The sequence below is a fragment of the Bacillus sp. RB3 genome (genome assembly GCF_030164735.1).
Lineage (GTDB): Bacteria > Bacillota > Bacilli > Bacillales > Bacillaceae_G > Bacillus_A > Bacillus_A cereus.
In genome coordinates this window covers 48,718-65,874 of sequence record NZ_JASNGE010000027.1, presented here as the reverse complement: position 1 = coordinate 65,874, position 17,157 = coordinate 48,718, and the positions used below count along the sequence as shown (strand labels likewise).

The following is a 17,157-nucleotide window of genomic DNA, read 5'->3' as shown; positions in this document are numbered from 1 at the left end:
GCCAATAACATCATTGGAAAACGAATAAGGCGTATAGAACTTGATAAATCATAATTAGAAACAATAAATGAAGCAATGGCTGTAATAGATACGATAATAACCATAACGTTACTAACAAGACCAGCTTGAACAGCCGCCTGCCCAATTACAATCCCTCCAACAATCCCAATGGTTTGTCCAATTGGTTGTGGTAAGCGAATACCAGCTTCACGTAGCATTTCTAGTGTAATTTCCATTATAAAAGCTTCCAATAAGGGAGAGAAGGGGACCTTGACTCTTGACGTTGCAATAGAAGTGTATAAATCTATAGGAATAATTTCAAAGTGAAAAGAGACGATAGCAATATAAAATGCGGGTAAAAAAATCGCTATAATAAATCCTGCAAATCGTAATAAACGAAAAAACGATGCAATGAGCCAATGAATATTATAATCATCTGGAGTTTGAAAAAATCCAATCAAATTCATAGGAACAACCATTGCACCTGGGGATCTATCCAACAACACTGCTACTTTTCCATCAAGGATATGATTTGAAATCGCATCTGGACGTTCGCTTAAATAAGCCTGTGGGAAAGGAGTCCAATTTTGATCCTTTGTAAAATTAGACAGTTCTCCAATGCTCAATACCGCATCCGTTTTAATATTACAGATTCTAGTTTCTATTTCTTGGACTACATCTGCGCTTGCTACATCACCTAAGTAAATCAAATAGACTACAGAAGTGGCTCGTTCTCCAATCGTCAGCTTTTTAATTTTTAACTCTGTAGAAGGAATATAACGACGAATAAGGCCTATATTTTTTGTGGCATTCTCAATAAATCCATCATGTGAGCCTTTAATAGTAACTTCTGAAATCGGTTCTTGAATGGATCTTTCTGCCCAGCCTTTTGTATTTATTAAAAGTGACCGCTTTTCTCCCTCCATAAACAGTACACATTGACCCTCAAGTAATCCTTCTTTAATTTCATTCCATGTATATACTATTTTGGTATGAGTAGCGATAATATTAGAAGTAAATATTTGACTGTCTTCATTTACTTTTTGTAATAATGGTGTAACAACATTGGTTTTTAATGCAACACCATCTGTAAGGCCTTCAAAATAATATAGTAAAATATTTGTGTTTGTTTTTAATTGCAAAGGATGTTCAATCAAATCTGCACTAATATCAAAGATGTTATCTAGTGTATCTTTAAGTTTTTGTAAGTTACTCGTTTGGATCTTTTCAATGGTTTTATCTGTCTTAGTTTCTAAGGTTTCTTCAATTAAGGACATGAGTTCACCTCTTAATATGTATAATAGTCCGTTTTTTTATTATTATTTTTCTATAATTAAATTTTATTCATTGAATTTAATTATTTTGAGAGGGATAAAGTAGAAAGTAGTTTTAAACTATCCTCACTTTCAATTCATTTAGGATATCTGCATAGTCCTTACGGTTAGAGGCCTTATCGCTTCATTCTTTAGATTAATACTTGCGTTAATCTCCCTATCATGGTGTGTACGACAAGTAGGGCAGTATCATAGAGTTTAAACGTCTTTGTTTTGATATCCACAACAAGATCATAATTAGATCGAAGCAAATGTTTTCAATACGACAATGACTTGTTTGCCGTACCACTTGGGTTTGCATTCTAACATGGCTCGAAACTGTGACCATGATACCTCACTAATTGCTTTTGCTAACCTATGATTCTTTAATATATTCAATACTTGCAAATCCTATATATCGATAACATCATGATTTTTGATGATCTCATTTGAGATTTTGTGCAAGTAGTATTTTCTATATGTTCATGAATTCTAGCTACTTTTACTCGCTATTTATTCCAGCGAGAAGATTCTTTCGTTCTTCTAGAAAGAACACGCTGTGCTTTCGCCAGCTTATCTTCTAATGATCGGAAAAACTTTGGATTTTTATAGTGTGTTCCATCTGACAAAATAGTGAAATCTTATAATTCCACAGCCATTTCAATGTAAGAATTTGTTTTTGGAAGTTCTTGCACTTCTGTTTCAACTAATAGTGACACGATTCATCTCCCATTGGAGTTCTTTGAGGAAGGAGTCTTCTAGGAAAAAATGATAATTATTTATTAAAATTTCAATATACGAATGTTAAATTTTAAAAAATCTGTGTATTTTCATTAATTGATTTTATGAAATTTGGGGATTTATATAATTTAATCCACTTAAAACGGTATTTTAAGTGGATTAAGAAATTATTCCCATTTTTATTTTTCTTTATTTTCTAATAACATATGCTATAATGAAAAAAACTAAAATTTCGACATTTTTCGTCAAAAAAGGAGAGTGTTCTATGAAACAATCGTTAACTTTTAAAGAAACAATCCCTATTGGACTTATGCTGTTTGCAATATTTTTTGGTGCAGGTAATATGATATTCCCTCCATTATTAGGATATTCATCTGGAACGAATATTTGGATATCGATTTCGGGATTTGTTGTGAGTAGTATTGGACTTCCATTACTAGCCATCGCTGCTATTTCCCTTTTTGGTGGAAATGTTAGTACCCTTGCTAGTAGGATTCACCCCGCCTGTGGTGTTATTATCCCTCTTATCATTTATTTAGCAATTGGCCCTTTTTTCGCCATTCCTCGTACAGGCACTGTTTCATATGAAATGGCAGTTGCCCCCTTTTTAAGTAACACCATGCAAAATCAATGGTATATATTACTCCTATACACATTTTTATATTTCGCTATAACGTATTATCTATCTTTAAATCCCTCTAAATTGGTAGATAGAATTGGAAAATATTTAACCCCGCTGTTACTAATCATGATTAGTATTATTATTGTTAAAGCAATTTCTTCACCAGTTGGATCTATTTCAACACCCTCTGATTCATATCAGGAAGCTCCTTTTTTCAAAGGATTTATTGAAGGATTTTTAACAATGGATGCCCTTGCTGCTCTCGTATTTGGAATTATCGTAATTAACGCTATAAAAGAAAAAGGTGTTACAAATAAAAAATCCATTGCTAAATCTACTATAGTAGCAGGGCTTATAGCCGCACTTGGATTATCTATCATATATATATCACTTGCTTATATTGGAGCTACTTCTCAAACATTTGGCACATTTGAAAACGGAAGTGTGTTATTAACAAATGTAGTACAACATTTATTTGGTCAATATGGTCTTTCCTTATTAGGAATTACAATGTTATTCGCATGTTTAACTACATCTGTAGGACTCGTTTCAGCATGTGGGAGATTTTTCACAACACTATTTCCAAAGATTTCTTATAACAAAATCATTTTAATTATTTGCTTATTTAGCTTTGGAGTATCAAACCTTGGTTTGTCTATGCTAATTAAACTTTCCCTACCTATCCTAATTGTTATCTATCCTGTAGCAATTGTGCTAATTATCCTCGCTTTTTTTGATCGATTTATAAAAGATAAGCAGGCTGTCTATGTTGGATCAGTTTTAGGAGCATTACTGATTAGTATAATACAAGGATTAGAAACAGCAGAACTGGCTAGTGACTCGCTGCTTACTTTCATGCAACATGTTCCTCTATATAATGAAGGAATGGGATGGGTTTTAATAGCCTTACTTGGTAGTTTGATTGGTTTGATGATTTCTAGAAGAACTAAACAATGTTCTACTACGTAAGATTATTAAGGCAATTGTAATCATTGGAACAATGTAACTCTAAAAAGGCGTCTGATTCGTGTACAAAAAGAAAATAGTATTGCGATTGGATTTTTCCTGGTAATAACATTATGGCAGCTTCTCTAAAATTTAAAGTGGTTCATGAGTAGCATTTGGGTGCTAATAAAATAATTTTTGTACATCATGTTTCCGCTTATTTTCTTTGTCAAACTGAATCCACGTTTTTTAGATAAATATATATTCGTTAAAATAAGGAGGATTAATCATATGGATTTCATCAAAGATGTAATCACTCCCATCCACAAATTCATTGGAATAGCAAATGAATTTTTATGGGGCTACATCCTAATTGCACTTTTAATTGGGATTGGATGCTATTTTACTATTCAGACAAGATTTGTACAATTTCGTTATGTTGGTGAAATGATTCGCTTACTTAGTGATGGTGCAAGTTCTTCAACTCGCAAAGCACAAAAAGAAAAAAGTGGAGTTTCATCTTTTCAAGCATTTTGTATGAGTACAGCTTCTCGCGTTGGTACAGGAAACTTAGCGGGTGTCGCAATTGCGATTTCCACCGGCGGACCTGGTGCAATATTTTGGATGTGGCTTATCGCATTAATTGGAGGAGCTTCTGCATTTGTTGAAAGTACACTTGCTCAAATATACAAAGTAAAAGATGGAAATAAATTCCGAGGCGGTCCAGCTTACTATATGGAAAAAGGATTAAATAAACGCTGGATGGGAGTTGTTTTCTCAATTTTAATTACAGTTTGCTTTGGTCTGGTATTTAATGCTGTTCAAGCAAATACAGTTACGTCAGCGTTTGAAGGCGCATTCAATCTAGAGCCTAAAATTGTCGGATGTATACTAGTTGGTTTGATCGCACTAATTATTTTTGGAGGCGTAAAACGGATTGCTCGTGTTGCAGAAATGATTGTACCATTTATGGCGATTCTTTATGTTGGTGTTGCACTATTTGTGGTTATTACAAATATTACGCAAGTTCCTATTCTATTTAAAGAAATTTTTCTGCATGCTTTTGGTATTAAGGAAGTTGTAGGCGGAGGACTTGGTGCTGCGATTCTTCTAGGAGTAAAGCGTGGTTTATTTTCAAATGAAGCTGGTATGGGAAGTGCCCCAAACGCAGCTGCGACTGCCAATGTTACTCATCCTGTTAAACAAGGATTTATTCAAACACTTGGTGTTTTTACTGATACACTAATAATTTGTAGTTGTACTGCATTTATGATTCTTCTATCCGATATGCACAATTCTACAGACCTGAATGGAATTCAATTAACACAAGAAGCATTAAAAACCCATATCGGACCATGGGCACCTACCTTTGTAGCGGTAGCAATTTTTCTATTTGCCTTTAGTTCTCTCGTTGGGAACTATTACTATGGTGAAACAAACATTGAGTTTTTAAGTGGTAGTAAGACATTATTAATGATATATCGTATTTCAGTAATTGGTATGGTAATGCTCGGTTCTATAGCAACGGTTCAAATTGTATGGGATATTGCAGATTTATTCATGGGGATTATGGCTATTTTCAACCTAATTGCAATTATTTTCCTTGGAAAATATGCTTTCTCTGCTCTCAAAGATTATATAAGACAAAAGAAAGCTGGAAAAGATCCGATTTTCTATGCAACTAGTATTCCTAATTTAAAGAATACTGAATGCTGGAACAACGAAAAAACCAAAGAAAAGATTGGTTAACAAAGATATTTACTTAAATACAGAGGAGTCAATTTCTAGGATTCTGAAGACGCACTTTTATTCAGGTCGTTTATTAAATACAGATTATGAACACAACTATCAAGTTGAGGAAATAGAGAATTTTGATAATCAGAATACAATTAATAATGAGGAAAAGGACGTATTAGTGATGCAGTGCATTCAAACAAATAACTTAGAACAATTGTTAGAGCAAGTACAAACATATACAAAAAAAGGGAAACTGGCTACTTATATCCCAGAACTAGGAAATGCGAATCTAGATGATTTAGGGATTGCAATTTATCATAAAGAGACAGATTATATTCATGCCGGTAACTCACAAACACTCTTTACACTTCAAAGTATTTCAAAAGTAATTACGCTTGCACTTGCGCTTTTAGAATGCGGCGAAGAATATGTATTTTCTAAAGTTGGAATGGAGCCAACTGGTGATCCATTTAATTCTATTATTAAATTAGAAACAGCTAGCCCCTCTAAGCCACTCAATCCAATGATTAACGCAGGGGCACTAGCAATTACAAGTATACTAGCAGGGGATAGTAATGACGAGAAGATGGAACGGATTCTTTCCTTTGTGCGTGATATTACGGATAATCCTACCATTAATTACTCTTTAAAAGTAGCCGTCTCTGAATTAGAAACAGCTTATTTAAATCGCTCTCTTTGCTACTACATGAAGCAAAATGATATTATTCATGGAGAAGTGGAGGCGTTAATGGATTTATACACAAGGCAATGTGCAATTGAGGTAAACTGTATTGATTTAGCACGGATAGGTTTAATTTTTGCAATGGATGGATATGATCCATATAGAAAAAAACAAATTGTTCCGAAACATATAACAAAAATTTGTAAAACCTTTATGGTCACATGTGGTATGTACAACGAATCTGGTGAATTTGCAATTCGCGTAGGGATTCCCGCGAAGAGTGGGGTTTCCGGTGGAATATTCGGCTGCGTAAAAGGAGAGATGGGAATCGGTATTTTTGGTCCCGCTCTAGATGCAAACGGAAATAGTATAGCTGGTATTAAAATACTAGAGCTACTTTCCTTAAAAGAATGCTGGAGTATCTTTTAGGTTTTTAGTACTAATTATATAAAGATAGATGAAAAACCCTAAATAGCATCTTACTCAAATTAAAGGGATTCTGATACAAAGTCAGCAAAAAGCTAGAAAGAGACATGGTTGAACTACTCACCACTTAACGTCCTTACGGACTTTTTGAAGTGGGAGATTCCTGCGAACACCGATGTATCCACCGGTTATCTTAGCAGGCTCTAACCGTAGTCCCTACGGTGAAAACATAAGTATCTTGTACGTTGACTCACCACGCTTCCTACTTTAGCTTGGTTTTCGCAACTTCAGCAAACGTGGGGTGAAAGAACGTTGAAGATTTTACGGTTGCAACGTTTTTCTGCAACCAACCTCATATCTTCAGTTTTCAAAGAGCAATCTGTACAAGTATATGTTAGCAAACATGTTGGCTTATGCCAACCGACATTCATGTCCCACCTAAAATTGTTGTTTCACACCTTCACATTTTTGAGGAAGGAGTCTTCTGTCAGAAACCGATAAATGAAACTGCAGTTCGTGACCAAACTGCAGTTTCATTTATATAAAATTGCATAAGATTTAATAGCGCTTAATCTAAACTTTTATCTTTTAAGAACCTTTATACCAGAATTACCTATTTACACAATGGCTGAGTGAATATATATGAAATTGGCTGGTTTCTATTCTAGACATATACTCTATTATATAGATAAATACAAATAGATTAGGGAGTTACTAGCAATATGACAGAGATAGAAATTATTAAATCAAAAGAAAAATTAACCATTACATGGCAAAGCGCAATAATAAATATTTCTTTAGAGGATATCGTTGAGGTTAATACAAATAATACTATTACGAACACTACCAAAGTGGTAAAGGTCGGTAGAGAGCTTGAATTTTCAGAAATGGTTGTTATTAGAACAAAAAAATTAGTTTATGAATTATTTACAACTAATAAATTAACACTGCTAAATAAAATCAACTTTTAACTTGCAAAAAGTTCTGATGTGAATTTTTCTAAGTATTTTATAACACAGCACGACAAGGTTCCCTATAGATAGACTATATTATCAAAGAATCTTGGCGGAGAATTAATGAATAAACTGTAATGACAGCCATGAAAAAAAGGTTTAAAAATCAATTTTAATTATATAAAAATTACACATCTAAATATGATCTTATTTAAGCCCTGTAAACTAATTATAGAGCGCTTAAATTAAAATTCATCTTCCAAAATTAGATTACCGGCATCATTATCTTTCGTCAATCGCTGATTCAAATAATTTTCTTTCGTAGTACGATCATTTTTATGACCTACTGCAGCTGCGATAATATGAGGTGGTAATCCTTTGTAATCATATAAGTACTGTACATAAAAATGTCTAAAGAAGTGAGGAGTAATTCTGATATTCTCTGTAAAGGGTAGCTGAGTATCCTTTATGATTTTAGAAATATATTGCGACAAATAATTCTCTCTATAAGCAGTATGATTTTTAGTTTGAAATACTGTTCCACCATTTCTATTCCCAATGTCTATAGGTAATCTTCTCCGCATTCGAAATGTGGCAATCCGATTAAAAATCTCCTTATTAATGGAAACAATCCGCTCATTATCTCCCTTTGTATCAACCTTTAAATAATATCGTCCTCGTATAGCATCATATTCAAGATCATCCCACTTTGCATGTGCGACTTCTGCAACACGTAACCCTGTAGTAGCTAGGACTGACAATAAAGCGTAATTGATTTCATTATCCTTGTAGTAATGAAGCAACTGTTTTACTTCCTCATATGATAACTCCCGTTTAGGTTTATGTTGTTTATTTACAGTTGTACTTAGTATCTCAACATGTAGAGGGTCCTGAATATATTGGATTTCATATAGCCATTTCAAATAGGAACGAATAACACCAAGCTTCCTACTAATTGTAGATAGCTTGTATTTATTTTTAGATTGATAGGAGATTGCCTCCTGAGACAGCCATTTTTGATAATTACGGATATGTCGTTTTCTAAGGTTTCTCCAGACTTGATCAACTTTATAATCTTTTACATCTTTCTGTAGAAATTCCGCACTTTGTTTAATAAAGAAATAAAATTGACTTAGATCACGTGCATATAGGGTTCTTGATGCATCCTTGATTCGTTTTTCTTGGTCAAAATGTGTTTGTCGATTCAAGTAGTAATACAATATTTCTTCATCTGAAAACCCCTCATATGTATATGAATCTTCTCTTTCATTATTTTCCTTTTTTAATTCCGCTTCATTTATATAATCGTGGTTCCATAATGCAATTAGGTTTGTAAAATTTTGTTTTTGTTTCTCTACGTTATCTAAAGAAGTCTCACTATGAATAGTATCAAATTCAAATTTCAATGTTATTCAACACCTTATAAATTTCTTTTATATTACATATTATAACTTAATCAATTAAAAAATAAATTACATATTAAGATTAAATTTTATAAAACAATAATTAAATAATAACTATAGAAAATCTCCCATTTTCTATGTTTATTATCTAATTTGAAAAATACTATTTTGTACATATAGTTTAATCGTTAATAAAATTGAATTTTAAAAGAAAATTAAATTAAATATTATTATATTTTGTAATCTAATATACATATCGTGTTATGTTATAATTTATTTAAAATGTAAAAATTATAAATTTCAATTTACATAATATTATTATGTAAATTACGAGGTGTGAGGAGGAATTAGAATGATTAACGTATATGAAATGACTATGACTACAAATGAAGTAAAAGATTATTTAGATATAAGTCACTTTATTTTTAATAATTTAATGAAGCAAGGAAAGCTAACACCAATCAATAAGGATACGTGGCGTTTAGATGGTAGTTTTTTATTTAGTAGAGAAGAAGTAGAAAAAGTAAAAGAAGAACGTAAAATTGAGGGGATTACTTTATACCAAGCAAGTAAAGAGTATCATATTAGTATGAATCAGCTTGAAAAATGGATAGAAGAAGGAAAGTTAGTTTATTCTTTAATAGAACATCGTAATCGACAAACGAAATTTGTGAAGGAGGAGGAGGTTCGTGAACTTGTTCAGCAAGTAGAACAAGCTAATCATATATATACATTTTCGCAGAAATATAATGTAGTATTATTTCAAAAGTTTGTAAAAGGCAATACATTGGCACGTGTTATTTCTATTCCAAAACGTGGTGATATTATAGTTCTTGATGAATTTGGAACTAATATGACACTTAGTGAGGCATTAAAAGCAGGATATGAGTCTGCTTATAAACTGTCGGATAAACCTAGAAGTCATCATCAAAGGTTTGTTAAGTTTCGTTTTCCTAAATCTGCGCAATTACGAAACAATATTTTTGACATAATCGATAATATATTACAGTACGTATCTCCAAGAAATATAAAGATTTTAGAAGAAGAGACATTTTGGTATTTTGAGATTCGTCAATCTTTAATTACATTACCACCAGGAATTCAAATGGAATGGATTGAGGAGTTAATGCCTTATATAATAGAAGGGAAAATTGTTCCAAGAATGAATCATAGCGTATATTTGGATAGTAATACAGTAACGAAGTCTGTCATACTTACAAGTAAGGAATACAAATACTTGAAAGAAATTACAAATGAAACAAATAGCTCTATTGAAGAATTTATAGCTATTGCTATTAGAGACAAGATTAATCAGCACTTACTTAAGTGAAAATGAATTTTTTAATGAATTAAAGCTGAATCTAGGTATTTTCTGTTTTACTTTTATTAAAATGCTTTTGGTGAAACGGAATAAATGTTAACCGTTCTTATTACTAAAATAATAGTTGAGATATAAAACCTGAATGTCTAGTTTGTATATCTTAAATACTTCCTATAAAGTCTGTTATCAGACTTTCGGAAGTATAGAGAAAAAATACAAAAATAGTTGTATGAATAATGTAGCGACAAATTCTCTCTATATGTATTATGTAAAAATATCTATTGTGTATGTGAAATAAATTTATATGTATGTTTTAATCATTAATGTTAGAAAATTACCCTATATTTTTTTGATATTATTTATATTTTTGTTTTAGTCCAAACTGCATTACGGCCTTTTGATATTAGTTTAATTAATTTTTCTTCTTGTAAACAAGCAAATGCTTTATTGATTGTGCTTGGTGAAACATCTGAAAATACCATTCGTATTGCTTCTTTTGTAAAAGGTAGTTCTTGTTTTAATATATACTCTTTAATTTTATAGCTTTTGTTCCCTTTAAGTTGGTAACTAGTAATATGTACGTCTAGTTCTTTGTATGCTTCTAGAATAATATGTAATAGACATTTTAATATAAAGGATACATTGTGTTCTTGAAAATGCCAATTTGCTGAAGATTTATATAAGGCATCATAATAATCTCTCTCGTATTTTTTAATTATTTTATCCAGTGAAATATATTTCACTAGTGAATGTTTACTTTGTAATAGTAATAAAGACATAAGTAGACGTACCATTCTTCCATTTCCAGATTCAAAAGGAAAAATACATATAAAATTAAGTACAAAATTACAAATTAAAAGTAGTGGATCAATATCTTTTTGATTTAATAAATAATTGTATTCCTCACATAATTTTTTTATTGCTTCTGGGATTTCTTTAATCGTTAAAGGACGATAGCAATAAAATGAGAAATTTAGTTGCTCATGTTCTTCAAGTAAGATGTCCTGTTTTCTCCACATGCCACTATCCGAAGTAGCATATTTAAAAAGTTGAAAATGTATTTCTAAGATTGTGTTTGGATCAATAGTAAGCTTTTCATAATTATTATGAATGAGTGATAGCGCATCTACGTAACAAGATATTTCATCTTCAATTATTGTTTTTGGTGACAAATCATAAGTAATTAATTCTTTTAACCTTTTATTTGTTATTTTTAAGTTTTTATACATTGCAACAAAATCTTTGGTATGTTGAAGCTGAGTAGATTTTTGCAACTTTTCTAATGTACATGGAAACTCCTTCTCATAGACCTCCAATCTTCCTTGGTATTGTTTTATTTTTCCGATTAGGCTAGCCACATCTAAATTTATCAATAAATTTGTGAATTTTTCGCCAAAATACGACATATTTTATCCCTCCTATCATATAAAACTATACATTAATTTAATGGATTTAAAGTGTTTTTTGTATAATTTTCTTTAAAAAACTCAAAATATTATTTTTCGTGTGTGAAAATTACAATAATTAGGGTCTTTTTGCCTTATTTTGTGACAACATTTAACATCAGATTAAATAGTTACGTAGTAAAAACTAGGAGTTTTATATTGAAAAATTGTTTTTAACTAATAATTGAGTCATAGCATACAAGAAAGGGGTGAAATCCTTAATAATGAAGACTATTGCTTTTTACTTACCACAATTTCATGAAATACCTGAAAATAACTTGTGGTGGGGGAAAGGTTTTACAGAATGGACCAATATAAAAAAAGCAAAACCCCGTTTTCTAAATCACTATCAGCCTAGGAATCCATTAGGGTCATATTATTACAATTTGTTAGATTTAGATGTTCACAAATGGCAGGTGAACTTAGCAAAACAGTATGGTTTAGATGGTTTTTGCTATTATCACTATTGGTTCAAAGGGAAAAAATTACTAGAAAAACCAATAGAACTGAGAAATCAATGTAAGGAAATTGATTTCCCATATTGCTTATGTTGGGCAAATGAATCTTGGACAAGATCTTGGGATGGGAAAGACCAAGAAGTATTGATGCGACAAGAATATGGGGATGAGTCTGATTGGAAAGAACACTTTAATTATCTTTTGCCATTCTTTAAAAACAAAAACTATTTAAATATTAAAGGTAAACCGATATTTGTAATTTACCGACCAGCTTCTATACCAAACCTAAATAAAATGTTGAGTCTATGGAATGAATGGGCTCAATCTGAAGGGCTTCTAGGGATACACTTTGTAGAAATGTTAACAATTTTTGAAGATAAATCAGATTTTCCTTTTGATGCTGCTATAGAGTTTGAACCTATGTACACTTTAAAAAAACTAATAGGTAATACAAATTCACTACACCAAGAAAAAAAAGATTTTCACTTAAGTTATGATTTTGTATGGAAAAGAATATTAAATCGTCAAATTAAAGAACGTGAAAACATATATAAAGGGGCTTTTGTAGATTGGGATAACTCTCCAAGGAAAAAAGAAAACGCTTTAATTATGATAGGGGCTAATCCCGATAAGTTTAAGAAGTATCTTTTACAACATAGTAAGGACACTGACTTTTTATTTATTAATGCTTGGAATGAGTGGGCAGAAGGCACATATCTAGAACCAGATGAAAAGTATGGATATAAATACCTTGAAGCTTTAATGGAGATAAAGAAGAGTCACTTCTAATAAATTGTAACAGCAAGAAGAAGGGGGAAACATTATGACTGATATAAATACTATGATTTCCATTCGAAACATTAAGAAATCATATGGAGATTATACAGTTATTAAGAATTTGAGCATAGATATCCGTAAAGGTGAAATTATAGGATTACTAGGACCGAATGGAGCTGGGAAGACAACACTTATATCGATTTTATCTACTCTTAATCTGCCAGATGAAGGATATGGTACAGTATGTAACTACGACTTGTATACTGAACGGAATAAGATTAAAAAAAATGTGAGTGTAGTACCTCAAGATTTAGCGCTATACCCGACTTTAACTGCATATGATAACTTATCTTTTTATGCCGATTTGTATGGATTAAAGGGAAATAGGAAAAAAAGACGCATAAAAGAAGCTTTGCAATTCGCACAGCTTGAGGATTGGGCACATAAGAGAATTGATACATTTTCAGGTGGTATGAAAAGAAGAATTAATTTAGTGGTCGGTTTGTTAAATAAGCCAAAAGTTATTTTCTTAGACGAACCAACAGTGGGCATTGATCCACAATCAAGAAACCATATTTTTAATTGTATTCGCCATCTCGTAGAAGAAATAGGAATCACTGTCATATATACAACTCATCATATGGAAGAGGCAGAAATGTTATGCCATCGTGTAGCAATTTATGATAAGGGTGAAATATTAGATGTTGACACCCCAAAAAATTTAATAAAAAAATATGGGGAAAATTATTTAGAGATTGTAATATCAAATATTCCAGAAGAATTTATACATAAAACAAAAATGATTTCAGATGTGAAGTCCTGCACATTGGTAGATAAAAAAATCATCATTCAATGTGTAGATAGCTTTAATGTTACAAGGGAAGTTATGAAATTGATTCAAAAATATAATCTGAAGATCGATTTATTTAATGTTAAAAACTCTAATTTAGAAAATGTATTTTTACATTTAACGGGGAAAAACTTAAGGTCGTAAATGGAAAGGGGTTGGTAAACATGAAAGCTTGGTATATAGCAAAGAAAGATCTGCTTATTCTTTTAAAGGATATTCCTGGTTTAATCTATTTATTTATTACACCCATTATAGTAATAGCAGTTGCTAGTTTTGCATTATCCAATGTATTTGATAGTAAGACAGAAAAATTCAAGATTCCTATAGTAGTAAATGATAATGGAGAACTATCTAAAAGGGTTATTGAAGAGTTAAAAAAAATACCTGCTCTTGAGCTAGAAGAAACTTATGAATTAAATGGTAAAAAGAAAGCCTATACAGAAGAACAAGCGAAAAAGGAAGTTCAAACTAAAAAAGCGGCAATCGTTATCCCTAAGGATTTTACACAAAATGTATATTCAGGGACAGAGGCTAAAGTCATCATCATAGAAGATAAGGTTGATCGTATTATTCCAAGTGTTGTTTCAAATGCTGTAACTCAAATTGTTTCAGAAATACAAAAAGATATGACGAAAGAGATTGTAAAACAAGCCTCTGCCCAAATGGAAGTAAATGTGAAAGTAGAGTTTAAAGAATTAGCATCAGATAATGAACATAAACCAACTCCATTTGAATCTAATGTACCAGGATATGCCGTAATGTTTGTACTCTTAGGTACTGCTGCAGCTGCAGGTGCATTAGTAGAAGAGAGAGAGAATGGAACGTTAAGAAAAATCCTTACTTTACCTATTAATACATTATCAATTATTTTTGGAAAAATGCTCTCATGCTTTATAACAGCAATTGTTCAATGTGCAGTCCTTTTTAGCGTAGGACATTTTGTATTTGGAATGTGGCTTGGAAAAAGTGTATTAGGAATTATGTTATTAGTGATATGTACTGCATTTGCAGCTTCAAGCCTGGCAATTTTACTAGCTTCTATATGTCAAACAAGATCACAAGCAAATGGTATTTCTATTTTAATCGTGTTAACTATGTCTGCTTTAGGTGGGTCTTGGTGGCCACTCTATATAGAGCCGGAATGGATGCAAAACATAGCACATATTACGATTACAGCCTGGGCAATGGGAGGATTTAACGATTTATTAGTATATAACAAGGAGTTCTCCTCTGTGCTTATTCCATCAGCTGCATTAATTGGCATGGGAATTTTATTTTTAACAATCGCCATACAAAAATTTCGACGTTCTTATGAAAAGTAGGTGAAATAAGTGTACATAGTAAAAAATGAGGTGAATGTTCGTTTTGGGGAATGCGATCCCATGGGAATTGCTCACCATTCTCATTATTTTCACTGGTTTGAGCTGGGTAGGTTTAAAATACTGGATATGACTGGAATAAACCGATATTTAAAACAGGAAAAATTATATTTTCCAATAATCGATATAGGATGTACCTATAAAAAATCAGCTCGATTTCAAGATGACTTAATTGTAGAAACCTATCTTAAGAATGAAAGTAAAGTTTATATAGAATTTGTTTATAAATTATTCCGCAAGAGATGCCGAGTTTTGTTAGCGGAAGGATTTTCGAAACATGTTTTAACACGGCCGAATAATCAATTAATCAGTAGATTACCAGAAGAAATTTTAGAAAAGATTCAATTTGAAAATAGCGGGGGTGTCATATGATTACATTTATTTTTCCAGGACAAGGGTCTCAATCCGTAGGAATGTGTAAAGGGTATTTAGATAAATACCCAAACATATTTGTCCCATTATTTGAGGAAGCAAATGATACGCTAGGATTTGATTTAAAGCAACTATGTTTATATGGGCCAAGTGAAAAATTAATAGAAACCAGTGTTACACAACCAGCTATTCTTACGGTAAGCACAGGGATATCACGAATTTTACATTTGTACGGTATAAGGCCATCTAAAGTGGCGGGTCATAGCTTAGGACAATTCTCTGCACTGGTAGAAGCAGGATCTTTACGATTTTCGGATGCAGTATCCATTGTACGGAAGCGTGGTCAGCTGATGAGTAATGTAAAGCAAGAGGGGTGTATGTTAGGAATTGTGTCGAACACATATCAAATATTATTTGAAGTTGTAGAGGAATCTAAACAATATGAAATTGATATTGCTGCCTATAATTCCCCTACACAGGTTGTATTTTCTGGCGAGAGTAAGAGCATTCTTAAATTTCAAAAGGTACTAGATCAAAAAAATGGTATAAAAACTAAAATACTCTCAACTAGTCATGCATTTCACTCACGTTTAATGGGAGAAATGGTTCTTGAGTTTAAGGAGTATTTAAATTTATTTTCGTTAAAAAATGCTCAAATACCAATTGTTTTAAACTGTTCAGGAAAACCAACTACAGATAGAATCAATATTTTACAAGATATAGAAAGACAATGCGTAGATCCAGTTATGTGGCAAGACACTATCTACACTTTATTGAATAATGGTACGAAACACTTTATAGAAGTAGGTCCCGGAAATACTTTAACCAAGTTATGTCGCTCCTTTAAGCAGAACATATCTGTATCCTTTACAGAAACACCGATGTATTTAAAAAGAAGCCTTACTACAATAGAGAAAGAATTTAAGGGGGAACAGGTCTATGTTTAATGGAAACGAAGTGGCATTAGTTATCGGAGGATCACGAGGCATTGGTAAATCAATAACAATGGACCTAGCCAAACAGGGCTTAACTGTTTACTTTACGTTTCAAAGTAATCAAAAATCAGCAAATGAAATAGCAAACATTATAGGAGAAAAAGGTGGAAAAGCGTTTCCTATGTATGTAGATATTACAAATGAAGACTCTATTCATAAATTGTTTCAACACATACGCTCAAAGGAAAAAAGAATAGATATTTTAGTAAATAATGCAGGAGTTATAAATGATGGATTTGCTGCAATGATGAGCGAGGAAAAGTGGGATCATGTGGTTGATTTAAATTTAAAAGGAACATTTCTTTGTTGCCGACAAGCATTAAGAATAATGATGAGACAGAAAAGAGGTTCTATTGTAAATATCACGTCGACAAGTGGAATCACGGGTGCAAGAGGTCAATGTAATTACTCTGCCTCAAAGGGTGGGGTTATTTCCTTAACTAAGACTTTAGCATTAGAAGGTGGGGAATACGGGATTAGAGTTAATGCTGTTGCACCTGGTTTTATACAAACAGATATGACAAAAGGAATGGATCAACAGACATTAAAAAGGATGTTAGAGCTAGTGCCGCTTGGCAGAATTGGGGATCCTAAAGAGGTAGCACATTTAACAACATTTTTATCCTCTAACTATGCAAGTTATATCACCGGGAAAGTTTTTACAGTGGATGGTGGATTAGTTAATGGCTAAACATTAGATGATTTAATGGCGAATTTTGAGTTAAACAAGGAAAAGGG

General features: G+C 32.1%; 14 protein-coding genes and 1 pseudogene. 11 read left to right on the top strand and 4 right to left on the bottom strand.

Annotated features, from left to right (window positions below):
• Positions 1-1,277: spore germination protein (locus tag QO049_RS24460; RefSeq protein ID WP_284489565.1), on the bottom strand; the 1,277-nt coding region annotated here is incomplete at its 3' end.
• Between the two features lie 138 nt (positions 1,278-1,415).
• Positions 1,416-2,032, bottom strand: a pseudogene (locus QO049_RS24455) (RNA-guided endonuclease TnpB family protein); the annotation flags it as partial.
• 287 nt (positions 2,033-2,319) lie between these two features.
• Between QO049_RS24455 and brnQ the strand changes: the two are divergent.
• The 4 genes from brnQ (at position 2,320) to QO049_RS24435 (ending at position 7,437) form a co-directional block, all read left to right on the top strand.
• A complete protein-coding gene (brnQ, locus tag QO049_RS24450) occupies positions 2,320-3,645 on the top strand; it encodes a branched-chain amino acid transport system II carrier protein (RefSeq protein ID WP_284489564.1) in 1,326 nt (441 codons plus the stop codon).
• Between the two features lie 267 nt (positions 3,646-3,912).
• Positions 3,913-5,370, top strand: a complete 1,458-nt coding sequence (locus tag QO049_RS24445) for an alanine/glycine:cation symporter family protein (protein WP_246963669.1) — start codon at positions 3,913-3,915, stop codon at positions 5,368-5,370.
• A gap of 169 nt (positions 5,371-5,539) precedes the next feature.
• A complete protein-coding gene (gene glsA / locus QO049_RS24440) occupies positions 5,540-6,469 on the top strand; it encodes a glutaminase A (protein WP_246963670.1) in 930 nt (309 codons plus the stop codon).
• Between the two features lie 719 nt (positions 6,470-7,188).
• A complete protein-coding gene (locus QO049_RS24435) occupies positions 7,189-7,437 on the top strand; it encodes a SunI/YnzG family protein (protein WP_065705785.1) in 249 nt (82 codons plus the stop codon).
• 227 nt (positions 7,438-7,664) lie between these two features.
• On the opposite strand, the gene QO049_RS24430 is transcribed toward QO049_RS24435, so the two are convergent.
• Positions 7,665-8,825, bottom strand: a complete 1,161-nt coding sequence (locus tag QO049_RS24430; RefSeq protein WP_214632417.1) for a tyrosine-type recombinase/integrase — start codon at positions 8,823-8,825, stop codon at positions 7,665-7,667.
• Between the two features lie 349 nt (positions 8,826-9,174).
• On the opposite strand from QO049_RS24430, the gene QO049_RS24425 reads away from it, so the two are divergent.
• On the top strand, positions 9,175-10,152 hold the full coding sequence (locus QO049_RS24425) for a DNA-binding protein (RefSeq protein ID WP_246963671.1): 978 nt from the start codon (positions 9,175-9,177) through the stop codon (positions 10,150-10,152).
• 350 nt (positions 10,153-10,502) lie between these two features.
• Here QO049_RS24425 and QO049_RS24420 read toward each other — a convergent pair whose 3' ends face one another.
• Positions 10,503-11,549 carry a Fic family protein gene (locus QO049_RS24420; protein ID WP_246963672.1) on the bottom strand — a complete coding sequence of 349 codons (1,047 nt, stop codon included), beginning with the start codon at positions 11,547-11,549 and terminating at the stop codon, positions 10,503-10,505.
• A 263-nt stretch (positions 11,550-11,812) separates the two neighbouring features.
• Between QO049_RS24420 and QO049_RS24415 the strand changes: the two genes are divergently transcribed.
• Genes QO049_RS24415 through fabG form a run of 6 tightly spaced genes read left to right on the top strand, consistent with a single transcriptional unit; the run spans position 11,813 to position 17,110 of the window.
• Complete coding sequence (locus QO049_RS24415; protein ID WP_065705792.1) at positions 11,813-12,835, top strand: glycosyltransferase WbsX family protein; 1,023 nt, start codon at positions 11,813-11,815, stop codon at positions 12,833-12,835.
• Positions 12,836-12,869: 34 nt separating this feature from the next.
• On the top strand, positions 12,870-13,817 hold the full coding sequence (locus QO049_RS24410; RefSeq protein ID WP_081306205.1) for an ABC transporter ATP-binding protein: 948 nt from the start codon (positions 12,870-12,872) through the stop codon (positions 13,815-13,817).
• Positions 13,818-13,837: 20 nt separating this feature from the next.
• Positions 13,838-14,995: an ABC transporter permease gene (locus tag QO049_RS24405; RefSeq protein ID WP_214632292.1), complete on the top strand. Its 1,158-nt coding sequence runs from the start codon at positions 13,838-13,840 to the stop codon at positions 14,993-14,995.
• Between the two features lie 9 nt (positions 14,996-15,004).
• Positions 15,005-15,424 (top strand): acyl-CoA thioesterase, encoded by a 420-nt coding sequence (locus tag QO049_RS24400; protein WP_284489563.1) that lies wholly within the window; start codon positions 15,005-15,007, stop codon positions 15,422-15,424.
• Positions 15,421-16,371: an ACP S-malonyltransferase gene (locus QO049_RS24395; protein ID WP_284489562.1), complete on the top strand. Its 951-nt coding sequence runs from the start codon at positions 15,421-15,423 to the stop codon at positions 16,369-16,371. The genes QO049_RS24400 and QO049_RS24395 overlap by 4 nt, the downstream gene beginning before the upstream one ends.
• Positions 16,364-17,110 carry a 3-oxoacyl-[acyl-carrier-protein] reductase gene (gene fabG, locus QO049_RS24390; protein WP_065705799.1) on the top strand — a complete coding sequence of 249 codons (747 nt, stop codon included), beginning with the start codon at positions 16,364-16,366 and terminating at the stop codon, positions 17,108-17,110. Before QO049_RS24395 ends, fabG begins: the two co-directional genes overlap by 8 nt.
• Positions 17,111-17,157: the final 47 nt, after the last annotated feature.